This is a genomic window from Pseudomonas sp. NyZ201, assembly GCF_049860765.1.
Taxonomy (GTDB): domain Bacteria; phylum Pseudomonadota; class Gammaproteobacteria; order Pseudomonadales; family Pseudomonadaceae; genus Aquipseudomonas; species Aquipseudomonas bharatica.
This window is the reverse complement of record NZ_CP187557.1, coordinates 6,153,852-6,169,255: the sequence shown is the minus strand read 5'-3', so window position 1 is coordinate 6,169,255 and position 15,404 is coordinate 6,153,852. Positions and strand designations below refer to the sequence as shown.

Genomic DNA, 15,404 nt, shown 5'->3' with positions numbered 1-15,404 from the left:
CCAGCGATGAGGCCGGCAATGACAAAGATGTTGTCAGGTCGGGCCCAATCGCTGGCAAGCCAGCTCCCACAAGGTCATGTGTTTTCCCGGAAACGGCATCCTCCCACCAGCTTTCCGAAAATCCGCACACTCTCTCGGAAACGTCTCACAGACGCTGCCGTCTCACCTCTCTAGGCTGCGAACTCCAAGCTACAAGTGGCGTTCGATCATGGCCAATCACAGCTATATGCGCATTACCGGCAAGAAGAGCGGGCTGATTTCTGCGGGGTGCTCCACTCTGAAGTCCATCGGCAACCTGTGCCAGGCAGGGCACACCAACGAAATCCTCGTGTTGGCGCTGAATCATGCGATGACCAGCGTCAGCAATATGTTCGATGCGGTTCACAATCCCATGGTCATCAACAAGCTGCTGGACAAGGCCAGTCCGTTGCTGGCTGACGCAATGGCCCGTCGGGAAGAGCTGGAGTGCGAGATTGATCTTTATCGGACCGCTGACGCGACCCACCAGAAGTACTACACCCTCACGCTGAAAGGCGCGCGCATCGTCGGTCTTACCCTTGATATCCCGAACGTCCTGATGTTCAACGACGCCTTGCCGACGGAGCAGGTGGTGTTGCGCTACCACACCATCACCTGGACGCACCATATCGCCCGTACCGATGGCTATGCCTTCTCGGGGCTGGAGGAATGAGTACCCAGCTTTCGTCATACAAGCGTGACAGGCAACTGCAGGAGCTTCACCAAAGCGCGGCGAATCTGACGCAGTACGCCTGCATGGTGAGCGCAAGACATATCAAGGATGGGGTGCTGCGTGGGCAGTTCAACCGGGATATGGCTTATTACGTGCGGCAGGTTTTGTCGGATGTAAGGAATGGGAGGTTAAGGGTCGATGACGGTCTGCTCAGAATCCAGACCGAGCACAAGCACATGCAGAAAAGTTCGCAGGATATTGGCAAACAATTAGCAGGTTTCGTCTCAGGAGGCGTTGTAGCTTTGACCGGCGCAGGAATCTGTTACGGAAGTGCGGGTTTGGCGTGTGGTTTTGCTGGTGTACCGATGATCGCTCATGGCACCAATAACATGTATGAGAATGGTGCCAACTTATGGGAAGGCGGGTCGGATATAGTTGGACCAGTACGGACTCTCTATCAGAAAGTCTCCGTTGCCTTCGGTGGAACTGAAAGCCAAGGAAGTATGGCGTATTGGCTAGCTGATTTGGGGTTGGCCGGTTATGGGGTTTTACGTCCTGTTGTGAGACCTGACGCCTGGAAGCTTTTTCACAGAATACCAGCTGATCATGTTCCGGCATACAAACTAATGGGGAATGGAGCGCGTATATTTGAGGCGTATATAGCTTGGCTTACGTATTCTCAGATTGCGGAAGAAGCAGAGAAGTGATTACGGGGTTGTTCATCTTTACTTCGTCCTTGATTGTATGTTGCGCTTATTGGGTGCGACGGAAATTTTCGGGAAGAAACTATAGGCGAAGGTATTTTGTGCTATGCGTGGCGTGCAACTTTCCTTTTGGGATTTTTCATCTGGAAATCATAACCAATCGCTGCATTATGTTTATAGGCTGTTTCCCCGGTTTGCATTTTGAATATCCGGTTTTGAGTTGGTTTGCATTTGCCTGCGTTTTTCTTCACTGCTTCGCTTTTCCTGTAGAAAATGAGCCTAGGCGTGTGGTTTAAGAAGTGATAATTTGTGCTCTTGTATTGGAGGCGATCTTAGGCGTCGTTTTCGCCTATATTCTTAAATATAGGTTTTCAGGAAGGAATTACAATAAATTCATCGCATGTTTTATCGTGCTCTTCAATGGATTCTGTGGTTTCTTTTACATGGAGCTTACCCAGCGTGATTGTGTGCTGTTTTTTAAATGTTTTCCTGGGCTCTTCAAAAGTAATTTGATAGTCGAAATAGTAGCCACCGCCGCCATTTTTCTTCACTGCTTTGCCATCCCTACGCAATGGGAGCCTTGGCGTTTGTTCAGGATAAGGCGGAGACTACGTTAGCTACCGATCCTGTCCAAATACACAAAACGGTAGCGATATCCCTTCAAGCACTCTCCCGCCCAATCACCTCACACCCCAACAAATTCAACTGTACCGCCTCCCCCTCGATCACCCCCAGCTGCTGCAACACCCGCTCAGCCGCCATGACCCCCATCTGCAACGCAGGCGGTTTCACCGTGGTCAGCCCAGGCATCAGCATCCCGGCGAACGGATAATCCCCGAACCCCATCACGGCACAATCCTCGGGGATCCTGTACCCCGCGCGCTGCCCCGCCAGCAAGGCCCCCGCCGCCAGGTTGTCATTGGCAAAGATGATCGCTTCCGGCCGCTGCGCTGATTCCATCAACGCCAGCATCGCCTGCTTCCCCGCTTCGAAGGGCGCCAGGTCCGTCTCCGGTGCGAATACCTGTGGTTCGCCACCCAGCGCGGTCAGCGCGTCGATATAGCCGTCCCGCCGCTCCAGCGCGCTGAAGTCCCCCGCCGCACTGTTCTGCACGAAGGCAATCCGCCGGTAACCCTTGCCGTGCAGGTACCGGGTTGCGACCACCCCCACCTCATGATGGGAAAACCCGATCTGCACCGGTGCGCGCTCGGGCCGGTAGTCCCAGGTTTCCACCAGCGGGATATCCGCCTCGGCGAGCATCTTTTCCGTGGTGGCACTGTGGAAGTGGCTGGTCAGCACCAGTGCTGCCGGCGACCAGCCGAGGAAAGCGCGCACGGCATTTTCTTCCTGCTCGACGGAGAAGTAGCTGGAGGCCAGCAGCAGCTGGTAGCCATGCCGACTGAGGGTGTCGCTGAAGCCCTGGATGGTGTCGGCAAAGATCGGCCCGGAGATATTGGGGATCACCATGCCGACGATCCGCCCTCGCGCCGAGGCCAGCCCACCCGCCACCAGGTTCGGCACATAGCCCAGTTCGGCCACCACCTCGGCGATCCGCTCGCGCCGCTCCGGGGATACCTGCTCCGGCTGGTTGAAGTAGCGGGACACGGTGATCGCCGAGACCCCGGCAGCCCGCGCCACCGCCTGCAGGGTGACGCGACCGGCGCCACGGCGCTTGCGGGGCGGGCTTTTTTCATCGCTCACGAGGCATGTCCTTAAAAACCAAAACGCATATAAAAGTAATTTTTCAGTATTGGACGATCTATTCGGCGCCCGATGATACTGGCGATGTTAGCGCTAACAAAGTGGTTTGTCTGCTACTCGCACGAGCGAATGCCCAAGAACCCCGCGCTGACGTTTCATCAGGCGCCGCGGTCAGGGATCGCGGTGGACAGGGCATTCTTCGAGTAGCAAACCATGCACAGCCGCGCTGCGTTTTTCCCCACCACTTCTCCCTTGGCCCAGGCCATCCGCCGTCAACGCCTGGCCCTCGGCGCGCTCGCGCTGAGCGCCTTGCCGATGGCGCCGGTAATGGCTGCCGACACCACCCCGGCCGCTCAAGGTGACAGTCCGACCCTCAAGGCCGTGACCGTCACCGCCACCCGCCGCGAAGCCTCGCTGCAACAGGTGCCGGTCGCCGTCTCGGTGGTGGATGGCGAGCAACTGGAACGGGAAAACCGTAACAGCGTGGCGAGCATCGTCCAGCAAGTGCCGAGCCTGAATTTCCGTACCGGCGCATCGAACAAGGACACCTCGCTGTTTATCCGTGGTGTCGGCACCATCTCCACGTCGCCGGGCGTCGAGCCGACCGTGGCGACGGTGATCGATGGCGTGGTCTTCGGTCGTCCGGGCCAATCGACCCTCGATCTGCTGGATATCGAACGCCTCGAAGTGTTGCGCGGCCCGCAGGGCACGCTGTTCGGCAAGAACGCCTCGGCCGGTGTACTGAACATCACCACCCGCACGCCGACGGAAGAAACCCACGGTTTCGTCGAGCAGTCGTACTACAGCGGCAACGAGAGCCGCACCCGTTTCGGCATCGGCGGTAGCCTGGTTCCGAACACCCTGAAAGGCTCCATCACCACGCTGTTCGGCAGCTATGACGGCAATGTGGATAACAAGGCCAACGGCCAGGAAGTCAACGGCTACAACCGCAAGGGCGTGCGCGGCAAGCTGGTGTTTACGCCCAATGACGACCTCAGCCTGACCCTCGCCGCCGACTACCTGAAATCCCGCGACGACGCGCCCAACGGCGTGGTCAGCAAGTCGCTGTTGCCGGCCTTCTCCAACGCGCTGGCGCCGGTCCGCGCCGACAGCGATAACCGCGATATCGTCAGCGATTACCGCAGCCACGTGGACGACACCAACAAGGGGCTCTCGGCCCAGCTCGACTGGAGCCTCGGTGACTACACCCTGACGTCGATCACCGCCTGGCGCGGTTGGGACAACACCCAATGGCAGGACGGTGATCGCCTGGCGACCATCAGTGCGGCCTTCCCCGGCATCGAGGACAAGGGCGAGCTGGAGTACAACCAGTACTCCCAGGAGCTGCGCCTGGCTTCGCCCAAGGGCCAGTTCCTCGAATACGTCGGTGGCCTGTTCTACATGCACGGCAAGGACGAAGAAACCTACCGCCGCACCTTGCGCACCACCACCGCGACCCAGCAGGGCATCGCCGACTACAGCACCACCAATGACAGCTATGCGCTGTTCGGTGAAAGCACCCTCAATTTCACCGAGCGTTTCCGTGGTATTGCCGGCCTGCGCTGGACCCACGACGACCTCGAATACGACCACCGCCGCGTCTCTACCTCGGCAACCGCGGTCAATGGCATCCAGCCGGGCACCAGCAGTTCCGGTTCGGTGGACGAAGACGGCTGGTCCGGGCGCCTTGGTGTGCAATACGACCTGACCGACGACATCACCAGCTACCTGACCTACTCCCGTGGCTACAAGGGCCCGGCCTACAACGTGTTCTTCAACATGCAGCCGCGCGACACCGAGGCGCTCAAGCCGGAAACCTCCAACAGTTGGGAAGCCGGGCTCAAGGCCAGCCTGTGGGGCAACCGCCTGACCACCAATCTGGCGGTGTTCCATACCGAGTACGACAACTACCAGGCGAACTTCTTCGACAGCGTCGCCGGCCAGGTGGTGACCCGCCTGATCAATGCCGGCAGCGTCAAGAGCGAAGGTGCCGAGCTGGACTTCGCCCTGCAGGCCACCTCGCAACTGAAGTTCTCCGGTGCGGTGGCCTACACCAAGGCGCGCATCGACGAATTCGCCTGTCCGGCGGGCGCGGCGGCCTCGTGCAACGTGAATGGCAAGCCGCTGCCGTACAGCCCGGACTGGAAAAGCTACGTCCGCGCCGACTACAGCATCCCGCTGGATAACGGCCTGGATGTCGAGCTGGGTACGGACTTCAGCTGGCAGAGCAAAGTGCAGTACGACATTTCCCAGAACGCCAACACCGTTCAGGGCGCCTATGGCATCTGGAATGCCAGTGTCGCCCTGGCGGACTACAACCAAGGCTGGCGCGTGGCGCTGCTGGCGAAAAACCTTGCGGACAAATCCTACTCACCTCTCCTGGCCACCGGAGGCAACTACATCTACCGCGCGGTGCCGCGGGACGATGAACGTTACTTCGGCATCCAGCTACGCAAGGACTTCTGACATGAGCAAAACCCCACGGCAAATGAGCCTCGGCGCCTTCTTGATGGCCACTGGGCATCACGTTGCCGCCTGGCGCCACCCCGATGTTCCGGCCAATGCCGGGCTGGATATCAAGCACTACCGACACCTGGCCCGGATCGCGGAAGACGCATGCTTCGACGCGTTGTTCGTCGCCGACAGCGTTGCGGCTGCCGAAGGCGAGATTGCCAGCCGGATGGCCCGTTCCGACCACTTCGAGCCCTTGACATTGCTATCGGCGCTGAGCGGCGTCACGGAGCGCATCGGTTTGGTGGGTACAGCTACTACAACGTACAACGAGCCATACCACATAGCACGGAAGTTCGCTTCGCTCGATCATCTGTCAGGAGGGCGTGCAGGATGGAATCTGGTGACCTCCGACGCAGCGGCGGAGGCGCGCAATTTTGGCCTGGACGAACACGTAGGCCATGCGGATCGGTACCTTCGCGCGCGTGAGTTTCACGATGTGGTGGTCGGCTTGTGGGACAGTTGGGCCGACGATGCCTTCGTGCGCGACAAGAAATCCGGTACGTACTACAAGCCTGGTTCAGTACGATTGCTCAATCATCACGGCGAACACTTCAAAGTGCGCGGTCCATTGAATGTAGCCCGCACTCCGCAAGGTCGCCCGGTCGTGGTCCAGGCGGGTTCCTCGCCGGCCGGGCTGGACCTGGCGGCGCGCACCGCCGACGTGGTGTTCACCGCGCAGACCTCGCTGGCGGCGGCGCAGGCCTTCTACGCCGATCTGAAGGGCCGGCTCGCGGCGTACGGGCGTGATCGCGATTCATTGAAGATCATGCCGGGCGTGTTCGTGGTGACCGGTACCAGCCAGGCCGAGGCCGAGGACAAATTCGCCGGGTTCCAGGAGCTGGTGGAGCCTGAGGTGGGGATCGCCCTGCTTGGCAGGATGCTGGGCAACTTCGACCTGTCGGGTTATCCACAGGACGGCCCGTTGCCGGAGCTGCCGCTCACCGACAGCGGCCAGCGCAGCCGCCAGCGTCTGCTCAGCGAACTGGCCGAGCGGGAAAACCTCAACCTGGCCCAGCTGGGCCGGCGTATCGCCGGTGGACGTGGGCATCACAGCCTGATCGGCACTGCGGCGCAGATCGCCGATCAATTGCAGGAATGGTTCGAAAACGACGCCGCCGACGGCTTCAATGTACTGGTCCCGCATCTGCCGGGCGGCCTGGAAGACGTGGCCAACCATGTGGTGCCCGAGTTGCAGCGGCGCGGCCTGTTCCGCACCCGCTATGAAGGCACCACCTTGCGCGAACACCTTGGCCTGAGCCGGCCGAACAACCCCTATTTTTCTTGAGGAGCACGCCGATGACCTACGTTGCCGCGGAAAACCGCTACACCTCCATGCCGTACCGCCGTGTCGGACGCAGCGGCCTGGTACTGCCCGCCCTGTCCCTGGGCCTGTGGCACAACTTTGGCGACAGCACGCCGCTGGTCGACCAACGCGCCCTGCTGCGTACCGCCTTTGACCTGGGCATCAACCACTTCGACCTGGCCAACAACTACGGCCCGCCCTACGGCAGCGCCGAGCGCAACTTCGGTCGTCTGCTGCGCGAGGACTTCAAGGGCTACCGCGACGAGCTGATCATCTCCAGCAAGGCCGGCTGGGACATGTGGCCGGGGCCTTACGGGCAGGGCGGCGGCTCGCGCAAATACATCCTTGCCAGCCTCGACCAGAGCCTGGCGCGGCTGGGGTTGGACTATGTGGATATCTTCTATTCACACCGCTTCGACCCGGACACGCCGCTGGAAGAAACCGCTGGCGCACTGGCGACGGCGGTGCAGCAGGGCAAGGCGCTGTATATCGGGATTTCCTCCTACTCCGGAAGCAAGACCCGGGAAATCGCCCGGTTGCTGCAGGCGTGGAAGGTGCCGCTGCTGATCCACCAGCCGGCCTACAACCTGCTCAATCGCTGGGTGGAAAAGGACCTGCTCGATGTCACCGATGAGCTCGGGGCCGGGGTGATTGCCTTTACGCCGTTGGCCCAAGGCCTGCTGACCGACAAATACCTCGATGGCGTGCCCAAGGATGCGCGGGTCAACAAGCCGGGCGGTGGCTCGCTGTTGCCGTCGCACCTGTCCGAGGCCAACCTGGCCCATGTCCGCGCCCTCAACGAGATCGCCAAGGCGCGGGGCCAAAGCCTGGCCCAGCTGGCGCTGGCCTGGACGTTGCGCGATACCCGGGTGACCTCGGCGCTGATCGGTGCCAGCCGCCCGGAGCAGATCGTCGAGAACGTCGGTGCCTTGAATAACCTGGTGTTCAGCGCCGAGGAACTGGCGCAGATCGACCGGCATGCGGTCGAGGGCGGTATCAACCTATGGGAAAAGCCCTCGCTGGCGGAGTGATGCATGAAGGTAATCGCAATGCTGGGGGCCGGCCTGGCCCTGCTGGGGCTGGCGACGGTGGCGGTGGCTGATCCGCAGGAATTGCGGATCGGCTATCAGAAGGGCTCCATCGCCCTGGTACTGGCCAAGGAGCATGGGCTGCTGGAGAAGCGCTTTGCCCGGACGAAGGTGCAGTGGATCGAGTTTCCTGCCGGGCCGCAGATGCTGGAGGCGTTGAATATCGGCAGCCTGGATGTCGGTTCCACCGGTGATATTCCGCCGCTGTTCGCCCAGGCGGCGGGGGCGGACCTGGTGTATATCGGCGCCGAGCCGGCCAAGCCGTCGGCGGAGGTGATCCTGGTGCGCAATGACAGCGCGCTCAAGCAGGTGGCGGATCTGAAGGGACGCAAGGTCGCGCTGCAGAAGGGTTCCAGCTCGCACAACCTGGTGCTGCGCGCACTGAACAAGGCAGGGCTGGGCTTCAAGGACATCCAGCCGGTGTACCTCACCCCGGCCGATGCCCGCGCGGCGTTCGAGCACGGCAGCGTGGATGCCTGGGCGGTGTGGGATCCCTATGTCTCGCTGGCGCTAAGCGAGGGGCACAGCCGCAAGCTGGCGGATGGGCAGGGCCTGGGGCTGTCCGGGCCGATCTACACCGCACGGCGGGCCTATGCGGCGGAGAATGGCGAGTTTATCCACAGCCTGCTGGACCAGCTGACCGCAGCGGAAGAACTGACTCGCAGCGATCGTGCGGGGAGTTTGAAAGTGCTCAGCGCTTCGATGGGGCTACCGGAGGCGGTGGTCGCCAGCTATGTGGATAACCGGCCGCCCTCGCCGGTATTGCCGATCACCGACGCGGTGATCGCGGCGCAGCAGGCGACGGCGGATCTGTTCTACGAGAACCGGTTGTTGCCGAAGCGCTTGGAGGTGAAGAAGGCGTTGCCCTGATTCGGGTCTGATGTCGTTTATTCGGACCTCATCGCTGGCTTGCCAGCGATGAGGTCCTCAGCAACACCACAAATCCCCGCCCACAAAAAAGGCCCTGACATCCGTCAGAGCCTTATCCTGCAAGTAACGTAAGACCCGCAAAAACACGATAAGTTTCACCCTGAAATCAATAAGTTAGAAATATGTGTGACAGTCGTGCTACTCGTCGGATTTCAATTGTCAGCCTCACGCGCGGGACGCAGGATCGCCGCGTCATCCCTTTGAGGCTTTCGTATGAAGTACTCCTCGATTCTTCTGTTGTCCCTTAGCCTGCTCAGTGGCGTTGCCAGCGCAGGCGGCACCACCGAAGCCGGTATTGGCGGCGCATTGGGTGGGGTATTGGGCTCGGTGGTCGGCCAGTCGATCGGTGGCAGCACCGGTTCGGCGATCGGCGCCGGTCTCGGCGGTGCGGCCGGTAGTGCCGTCGGCGCCGACAAACGCAGCCGCGGCGAAGCCGCCATCGGTGGTGCCCTGGGCGCAGCCGGCGGCAACGTGGTGGGCCGCAGCATGGGCGGCAACACCGGCAGCCTGATCGGCGCCGCAGCCGGCGGTGGCGCCGGTGGTGCCCTGGGTAACTACATGGGCAACAAGGCCGACGACGACGATCGTCACTACCGTGATCGCGGTCGTGGTTACGACCGCCGCTATGCCCATGATCGTGGCCATCACTACGGCCACCGCAAGCACAAGCGTCACTGGCGCGACTGATCCGTCGCCCCGCATTCCGTTCTCCCGGAGGACGGAATGCGGGAAAGCCCCCAAGGTCCCTGTAACCGATGGCTTATCAAGCTAAACGCCATCACACCTTTGCCTTAAGCCATCCTCCTACGCCTGCCACTCCCTCCTAATCCTTCCCGGAATCCCCGGGCGCGCTGCGCCTAAAGCGTTTCACCCGACATTCCTGTCGGACTGGTCAGCGCACTCCCGTAGCCTTTCGTCGTCGCAGTTTTGTGACGCTCCGGTCGGATTAAGGGGCGTCCCGATTTTGACGTCAAATCACTATCGCTACCATGCGAAGCCTTCAAAGAAGGGACGGTGGGCGTAAGGGATGCGAATGCACGTAGGAATCGGTATAGGGATTGTTCTGTGCGTCGCCGCGATGCTCTCCGGACTGCATTGGCTGAACATCGTCGGTCTGCTGCTGATCGCCGCCGCCGCGCTGTTCCTGGCCCCGCGCAAGGTCGCCGCGACCGGGTCGCAGGAAATAGCGCAGCGCCTGCCGCTCGAACCTGAAACCCACGCCCTGGAAAAACTCCTGCCCGCTGTCGTGCCGTCCTGGACCGACAGCCTGCAACAAAGCCGCCGCCTGCTCGCCGATAACATCGGCGGCCTGCTCGGTCGCTTCAGCGATATCAGCCAGCGCCTCCAGGCCAGCCTCGACCAGAGCGAAGACGTCCTCACCAGCGGCGGTCTCGGCGAGAACCTGCGCCAGGCCAACCAGCGCCTGCAGGGCGTCACCGAAGCCTTCGCCGCTGGCAGCCGTCGCCAGCAGGAATTCCTCGCGACCATCGGCCACCTCGGCGGCTACACCGGCGAGTTGCAGCAGATGGCCCGCCACGTCCAGGAAATCGCCAGCCAGACCAACCTGCTGGCCCTCAACGCCGCCATCGAGGCCGCCCGTGCCGGTGAGTTCGGTCGCGGTTTCGCCGTGGTCGCCGACGAAGTGCGCAAGCTTTCCCGGTTGTCGGCCGAGACCGGCCAATCGATGGACAGCAAGGTTGGCGAGATCAACCAGGCGATCCAGTCCAGCATCGAATCCGCCAACGAGCTGAATGCCGAAGAGCAGCAGAACCTCGCGCGCCTGGAACAAGTGCTGGGCGAGGTCATCAACGGCCTGGGCAGCAACCTCGACGAGCTCGACGCCGCCTCGCGCAATCTCCAGGACAACGCCCGCTCCACCCAGGGCGATATCCACGCCGTCATGGTCGCCCTGCAGTTCCAGGACCGCGCCGACCAGATGCTCGACCACCTTCAGACCGACCTGCAGCAGCTGCTCGAAGCCATCGAGCGCGGCGACCAGCGCCTGCACGATGCCCAGGCCTGGCTTGCCCGGCTGCGCGAGCGCTTCACCACCAGCGAGGAGCGCGCCGGCCACAGCCAGGCCGCCAGCAGCAGTGACGTGACCTTTTTCTAACTACCGAGGGCCCTGACATGGCCAAGACCATCCTGATCGTCGACGACTCCGCCTCCATGCGCCAACTGGTCAAGCTCAGCCTCACCGGTGCCGGTCACCAGGTGATCGAGGCCTGCGACGGCAAGGACGCCCTGAACAAACTCACCGGGCAGAAAATCAACCTGATCATCAGCGACGTGAACATGCCCAACCTCGATGGCATCGGCCTGGTCAAGGCGGTCAAGCTGAAGCCCGAGTACCGTTTCACTCCGATCATGATGCTCACCACCGAAAGCGAGCAGTCGAAAAAGGCCGAAGGCCAGGCGGCCGGGGCCAAGGCCTGGATCGTCAAACCGTTCCAGCCGCAGCAGCTGCTGGCGGCGGTCGAAAAGCTGATCGGCTGATGGCCACCGTCACGCTGCATCCGGCCAGCGACCTGGCGCCTGCGCGGCTGAGCGTGCACGGCGACCTGACCATCTACGAAGCGGGCGAGACCCGACAGACCTTGCTGGCCCTGCTGGCGCAAGACCCGGGCCCTTGGGCGCTGGATCTCGGCGGCCTGGAGGAAATCGACAGCGCCGGCCTGCAACTGCTGCTGTCGCTGCAAAAGACCCTGGTGCAGGGCGCGCAGGTAATCGACCTGCCAGCCCAGGCCCGCGCACTGGTCGACCTGCTGCGCCTCGAATCCCTGTATCCGCTGGGCGCCTCTGGCGCTGGCGAGGAGTTGCGCGATGTTCGATAGCGATCAATGGACGCAACTGCTGGAAGGCTTTCTTGAGGAAGCCCGCGACCTGCTCAAGGAAGCCGAGGACAACCTGCTGCGCCTGGAACAGGGCAGCGACGATGCCGAGGTGATCAACGCGCTGTTCCGCGCGGTGCATACCCTCAAGGGTTCGGCGGGGATCTTCTCGCTGGAGCCGCTGGTGTCGTTGGCCCATCAGCTGGAAAACCAGCTCATGGGGGTTCGCGACGGGCAGCGCCAACTGACCGCACCGCTGGTGTCCTTGATGTTGCAGTGCATGGACGAACTCAACGGCATGGTCGAAAGCATCGACCCTCGGCACGGTACCCTGGCGCCTCATACGCCACGCCAGAGCGAGTTGCTCGTGGCGCTGGGCGGCGGCGTGGCCGAGCGCGGCGAGGCGGTTGCCGAAAGTGCTGCACAGGCGGGCGAGATCAACGAGTGGTTCCTGTCGATCCGCTTCGACAACGAACTGCTGCGCAACGGCTTCGAACCCAGCAGCTTCCTGCGCTACCTGGACCGCCTGGGCCGCATCGAGACGCTGCAAACCCTCGCCTGGGCGGTGCCGGACCTGCATGCACTGGACGCCGAAGCCTGCTACCTGGGCTACGAGCTGACCTTGCGCAGCGCCGCCAGTCGCGAGGAATTGCTCGACGTTTTCGCCCTGGCCGAAGACTTCTGCACCTTGCGCCTGCAGCTGCGGGAGGACGCCGGCGAGCCTGGTCCGCTCGCTTCGGAAGTCGAAGCGCAAACGTTGGCGCCGGCCCCGCTGCCGTCCATCGCCAGCCTCCCGGGCGCCACCAGCGAACCGCGCAGCGGCAACCACGGCAGCGCGATGGTCAAGGTGGCCGCGCAAAAGCTCGATGAACTGATCAACTTGGTCGGCGAGCTGGTGATAAGCACCGCGGGCGCGCATATGCAATCGCTGCGCAGCGGCTCCACGGCCTGCATCGAAAGCGTCCAGGCCGTGCAGCAGCACGTCGAGCAGATCCGCGAGCGCGCGCTGAAGCTGCGCATGGTGGAGATCGGCGAGACTTTCAACCGCTTCCATCGCGTGGTCCGCGATGTCAGCCAGGGGCTGAACAAGCAGATCCAGCTAAGCCTGTCAGGCAGCGACACCGAGCTGGACAAGACCCTCACCGACCGTATCGCCGATCCGCTGGTGCACCTGGTGCGCAACGCCATCGACCATGGCATCGAATCGCCGGAAGAGCGCCGCACCGCAGGCAAGCCGGAGCAGGGCAACCTGCGCCTGAACGCCTGCCATGACTCGGGGATGATCGTCCTCGAAGTCAGCGACGACGGCCGCGGCCTGAACACCGAACGCATCCGCGAAAAAGCCATCGCCCGCGGCATGCTCGACGCCGATGCGCAGATCAGCGAGCAGGACATCCACCAACTGATTTTCGAACCCGGCTTCTCCACTGCCGAAGCGGTGTCCAGCCTGTCCGGTCGCGGTGTCGGCATGGATGTCGTGCGCAGCGCCATCGACGAGCTGCGCGGGATCATCGAGATCGAATCCAGCGCAGGACAGGGCTGCACCTTCCGTATCCGCCTGCCGTTGACCCTGGCGATCATCGACGGCTTCCTGGTCAGCGTTGGTGGCGATCACTTCGTGATCCCGCTGGACATGGTCACCGAGTGCATGGAAGAGCGTGCCGACGCCCTCGATGCCAGCGGCCACCTCAATCTGCGTGGCAAGCCCCTGCCCAGCGTCGACCTGGGTCGGCATTTCGGCCTGCGTGGCGACCCGCGCGCCCGGCGCAACATCGTCGTGGTCAGCCAGGGCCGGCAACAGGCCGGGCTGATCGTCGAGCACCTGCTGGGCGAGCTGCAGACCGTCATCAAACCCCTCGGGCAGATGTTCCAGCACCTGTCCGGCATCAGCGGCTCGACCATCCTCGGCTCCGGCCAGGTCGCGCTGATCCTCGATATTCCCAGCCTGTTCCGCCAGTTGCAGCAACGTGCGGAAAGCGAACCCCGATCGAACCTGCTCAGCCCTTCCGGAGAGTCACCATGCAAATGATCAGCAACATGAAGATAGGCGTGCGCCTGACCCTGGGCTTCCTGCTGGTGGTGGCGTTGACCGCGGTCATCGGCTTCATCGGCATCCGCAACCTGAGCCAGGTCAACGACCTCTCCGACCGCATGTACGACATGGACGTGGTAGGCCTGTCCACGCTCCAGGAAGCCAATATCCAGTTGCTCCTGGCCAACCGTGCGGTACGCCGCAGCCTGATGGCCAGCGATGCACAGGACCGCGACGAATCCGCCGCCCAGGCCCGGGCCGCGATGGACAAGACCCGCGAGTTGCTGACCAGCTCCCGGCAGTACTTCCTGACGGCGGAGGGCAGGGCGCAGGTCGCGGCGATCGAAGGCCCGCTGCAGGAGTACATCAGCGCCGCCAACCTGATGCTCGATACCCACCGTCAGTCCGGTGAGCTGCAAACCATGAGCGCCGCCCTGGAACTGATGCCGCGCAACACCGCTGCGGCCAACGAAGTGGACCGCCTGCTGGGCATTGCCAGCGACGCCAAGCAGGCCCGCGCCAGCGAGGCCAATGCCGATATCAGTGCCATCGCCGAGAGCTCGCGGTTGCAGATGATCGTCCTGGTGCTGGCCGCGACCCTGCTCGGCATGCTGATCGGGGTGCTGGTCACTCGCAGCATTACCCGCCCGCTGGCTGGCGCGGTGCAGGCTGCCGACCGCATGGCCGCCGGCGACCTGAGCCAGGACCTGGTGATCGATCGCAAGGACGAAACCGGCCGTCTGCTCGGTGCCATGCAAAACATGACCGAGCGCCTGCGCAGCATCCTCGGTGATGTCCGCAGCTCCGCCGACGCACTGTCGTCGGCGTCCGAGCAGGTCAGCTCGACCTCCCAGTCCCTCAGCCAGGCAGCCAACGAACAGGCGGCCAGCGTCGAGCAGACCAGCGCCTCGGTGGAAGAGATGTCCGCCTCCATCGCCCAGAACACCGAAAGCGCCAAGATCACCGACGGTATCGCCGGCAAGGCCGCCAACGATGCGGTGCAGGGTGGCAGCGCGGTGGGCGACACGGTGCTGGCGATGAAGCAGATCGCCGACAAGATCGGCATCATCGACGACATCGCCTACCAGACCAACCTGCTGGCCCTTAACGCAGCCATCGAGGCGGCCCGCGCCGGCGATCACGGCAAGGGCTTCGCGGTGGTCGCGGCGGAAGTGCGCAAGCTGGCCGAACGCAGCCAGGTGGCCGCGCAGGAGATCGGCCAGGTGGCGTCGAGCAGCGTGCAACTGGCCGAACAGGCCGGGCAACTGCTCGGCGAGATAGTACCGAACATCCAGCGCACCTCCGACCTGGTGCAGGAAATCACCGCGGCTTCGCAGGAGCAGAGCAGCGCGGCGGGGCAGATCAATATCGCCATGGGCCAGATGAATCAGATCACCCAGCAGAACGCCTCGGCCTCCGAGGAACTGGCGGCCACCGCCGAGGAGATGAACGCCCAGGCCAGCCAGCTCCAGGAACTGATCGGCTATTTCCGTTTCGAACAGGGCAGCGTCGTGGTGCGCAATCCGCGCGGCGACAGCCTGCCGGCCCCGGCACGCCCAGGGCCCAAGGCGCTGATCGATGAAGGCCAGTTCGTCAGTTTCACTTGAGCG

The 15,404-nt window shown here is 62.8% G+C and carries 14 protein-coding genes; 12 read left to right on the top strand and 2 right to left on the bottom strand.

Features of this window, described 5'->3' with window-relative positions; all coding sequences use genetic code 11:
• The first annotated feature begins 208 nt into the window (after positions 1-208).
• Both ACPFMA_RS27790 and ACPFMA_RS27785 read left to right on the top strand, forming a co-directional pair.
• Entirely contained in the window at positions 209-691 is a 483-nt protein-coding gene (locus ACPFMA_RS27790) for an Hcp family type VI secretion system effector (protein ID WP_425929418.1), read from the top strand.
• On the top strand, positions 688-1,398 hold the full coding sequence (locus tag ACPFMA_RS27785) for a DUF4225 domain-containing protein (protein WP_425929416.1): 711 nt from the start codon (positions 688-690) through the stop codon (positions 1,396-1,398). Before ACPFMA_RS27790 ends, ACPFMA_RS27785 begins: the two co-directional genes overlap by 4 nt.
• Before the next feature lie 368 nt (positions 1,399-1,766).
• Here the strand turns inward: ACPFMA_RS27785 and ACPFMA_RS27780 are convergent, their stop codons facing one another.
• Together ACPFMA_RS27780 and ACPFMA_RS27775 are read right to left on the bottom strand one after the other, a co-directional pair.
• Complete coding sequence (locus tag ACPFMA_RS27780; protein WP_425929414.1) at positions 1,767-1,946, bottom strand: hypothetical protein; 180 nt, start codon at positions 1,944-1,946, stop codon at positions 1,767-1,769.
• A gap of 109 nt (positions 1,947-2,055) precedes the next feature.
• Entirely contained in the window at positions 2,056-3,096 is a 1,041-nt protein-coding gene (locus ACPFMA_RS27775) for a LacI family DNA-binding transcriptional regulator (protein ID WP_064303121.1), read from the bottom strand.
• Positions 3,097-3,309: 213 nt separating this feature from the next.
• Between ACPFMA_RS27775 and ACPFMA_RS27770 the strand changes: the two genes are divergently transcribed.
• From ACPFMA_RS27770 to ACPFMA_RS27725, 10 genes are all read left to right on the top strand, one after another.
• The gene (locus ACPFMA_RS27770; protein WP_425929411.1) at positions 3,310-5,562 is read left to right on the top strand and encodes a TonB-dependent receptor; all 2,253 of its coding nucleotides are present in this window, start codon (positions 3,310-3,312) and stop codon (positions 5,560-5,562) included.
• 1 nt (position 5,563) lies between these two features.
• The gene (locus tag ACPFMA_RS27765) at positions 5,564-6,895 is read left to right on the top strand and encodes an LLM class flavin-dependent oxidoreductase (protein WP_425929409.1); all 1,332 of its coding nucleotides are present in this window, start codon (positions 5,564-5,566) and stop codon (positions 6,893-6,895) included.
• Positions 6,896-6,906: 11 nt separating this feature from the next.
• Positions 6,907-7,944 carry an L-glyceraldehyde 3-phosphate reductase gene (gene mgrA / locus ACPFMA_RS27760; RefSeq protein ID WP_420059049.1) on the top strand — a complete coding sequence of 346 codons (1,038 nt, stop codon included), beginning with the start codon at positions 6,907-6,909 and terminating at the stop codon, positions 7,942-7,944.
• Positions 7,945-7,947: 3 nt separating this feature from the next.
• Positions 7,948-8,871, top strand: a complete 924-nt coding sequence (locus ACPFMA_RS27755) for a sulfonate ABC transporter substrate-binding protein (protein ID WP_064303125.1) — start codon at positions 7,948-7,950, stop codon at positions 8,869-8,871.
• Positions 8,872-9,144: 273 nt separating this feature from the next.
• Positions 9,145-9,618, top strand: a complete 474-nt coding sequence (locus ACPFMA_RS27750) for a YMGG-like glycine zipper-containing protein (protein ID WP_420059047.1) — start codon at positions 9,145-9,147, stop codon at positions 9,616-9,618.
• 340 nt (positions 9,619-9,958) lie between these two features.
• Positions 9,959-11,044: a methyl-accepting chemotaxis protein gene (locus tag ACPFMA_RS27745; protein WP_425929406.1), complete on the top strand. Its 1,086-nt coding sequence runs from the start codon at positions 9,959-9,961 to the stop codon at positions 11,042-11,044.
• A gap of 17 nt (positions 11,045-11,061) precedes the next feature.
• On the top strand, positions 11,062-11,427 hold the full coding sequence (locus ACPFMA_RS27740; RefSeq protein WP_009400075.1) for a response regulator: 366 nt from the start codon (positions 11,062-11,064) through the stop codon (positions 11,425-11,427).
• On the top strand, positions 11,427-11,765 hold the full coding sequence (locus ACPFMA_RS27735) for an STAS domain-containing protein (RefSeq protein ID WP_064303127.1): 339 nt from the start codon (positions 11,427-11,429) through the stop codon (positions 11,763-11,765). Before ACPFMA_RS27740 ends, ACPFMA_RS27735 begins: the two co-directional genes overlap by 1 nt.
• Complete coding sequence (locus tag ACPFMA_RS27730) at positions 11,755-13,791, top strand: chemotaxis protein CheA (protein ID WP_425929403.1); 2,037 nt, start codon at positions 11,755-11,757, stop codon at positions 13,789-13,791. Before ACPFMA_RS27735 ends, ACPFMA_RS27730 begins: the two co-directional genes overlap by 11 nt.
• Positions 13,782-15,401, top strand: a complete 1,620-nt coding sequence (locus ACPFMA_RS27725; protein ID WP_081263178.1) for a methyl-accepting chemotaxis protein — start codon at positions 13,782-13,784, stop codon at positions 15,399-15,401. Before ACPFMA_RS27730 ends, ACPFMA_RS27725 begins: the two co-directional genes overlap by 10 nt.
• Positions 15,402-15,404 lie beyond the last annotated feature (3 nt).

Bases quoted from the DNA above. Each gene is read 5' to 3' on its own strand.
- ACPFMA_RS27790 (WP_425929418.1), top strand. From the start codon at position 209: ATGGCCAATCACAGCTATATGCGCATTACCGGCAAGAAGAGCGGGCTG.
- ACPFMA_RS27785 (WP_425929416.1), top strand. From the start codon at position 688: ATGAGTACCCAGCTTTCGTCATACAAGCGTGACAGGCAACTGCAGGAG.
- ACPFMA_RS27770 (WP_425929411.1), top strand. From the start codon at position 3,310: ATGCACAGCCGCGCTGCGTTTTTCCCCACCACTTCTCCCTTGGCCCAG.
- ACPFMA_RS27765 (WP_425929409.1), top strand. From the start codon at position 5,564: ATGAGCAAAACCCCACGGCAAATGAGCCTCGGCGCCTTCTTGATGGCC.
- mgrA (WP_420059049.1), top strand. From the start codon at position 6,907: ATGACCTACGTTGCCGCGGAAAACCGCTACACCTCCATGCCGTACCGC.
- ACPFMA_RS27755 (WP_064303125.1), top strand. From the start codon at position 7,948: ATGAAGGTAATCGCAATGCTGGGGGCCGGCCTGGCCCTGCTGGGGCTG.
- ACPFMA_RS27750 (WP_420059047.1), top strand. From the start codon at position 9,145: ATGAAGTACTCCTCGATTCTTCTGTTGTCCCTTAGCCTGCTCAGTGGC.
- ACPFMA_RS27745 (WP_425929406.1), top strand. From the start codon at position 9,959: ATGCGAATGCACGTAGGAATCGGTATAGGGATTGTTCTGTGCGTCGCC.
- ACPFMA_RS27740 (WP_009400075.1), top strand. From the start codon at position 11,062: ATGGCCAAGACCATCCTGATCGTCGACGACTCCGCCTCCATGCGCCAA.
- ACPFMA_RS27735 (WP_064303127.1), top strand. From the start codon at position 11,427: ATGGCCACCGTCACGCTGCATCCGGCCAGCGACCTGGCGCCTGCGCGG.
- ACPFMA_RS27730 (WP_425929403.1), top strand. From the start codon at position 11,755: ATGTTCGATAGCGATCAATGGACGCAACTGCTGGAAGGCTTTCTTGAG.
- ACPFMA_RS27725 (WP_081263178.1), top strand. From the start codon at position 13,782: ATGCAAATGATCAGCAACATGAAGATAGGCGTGCGCCTGACCCTGGGC.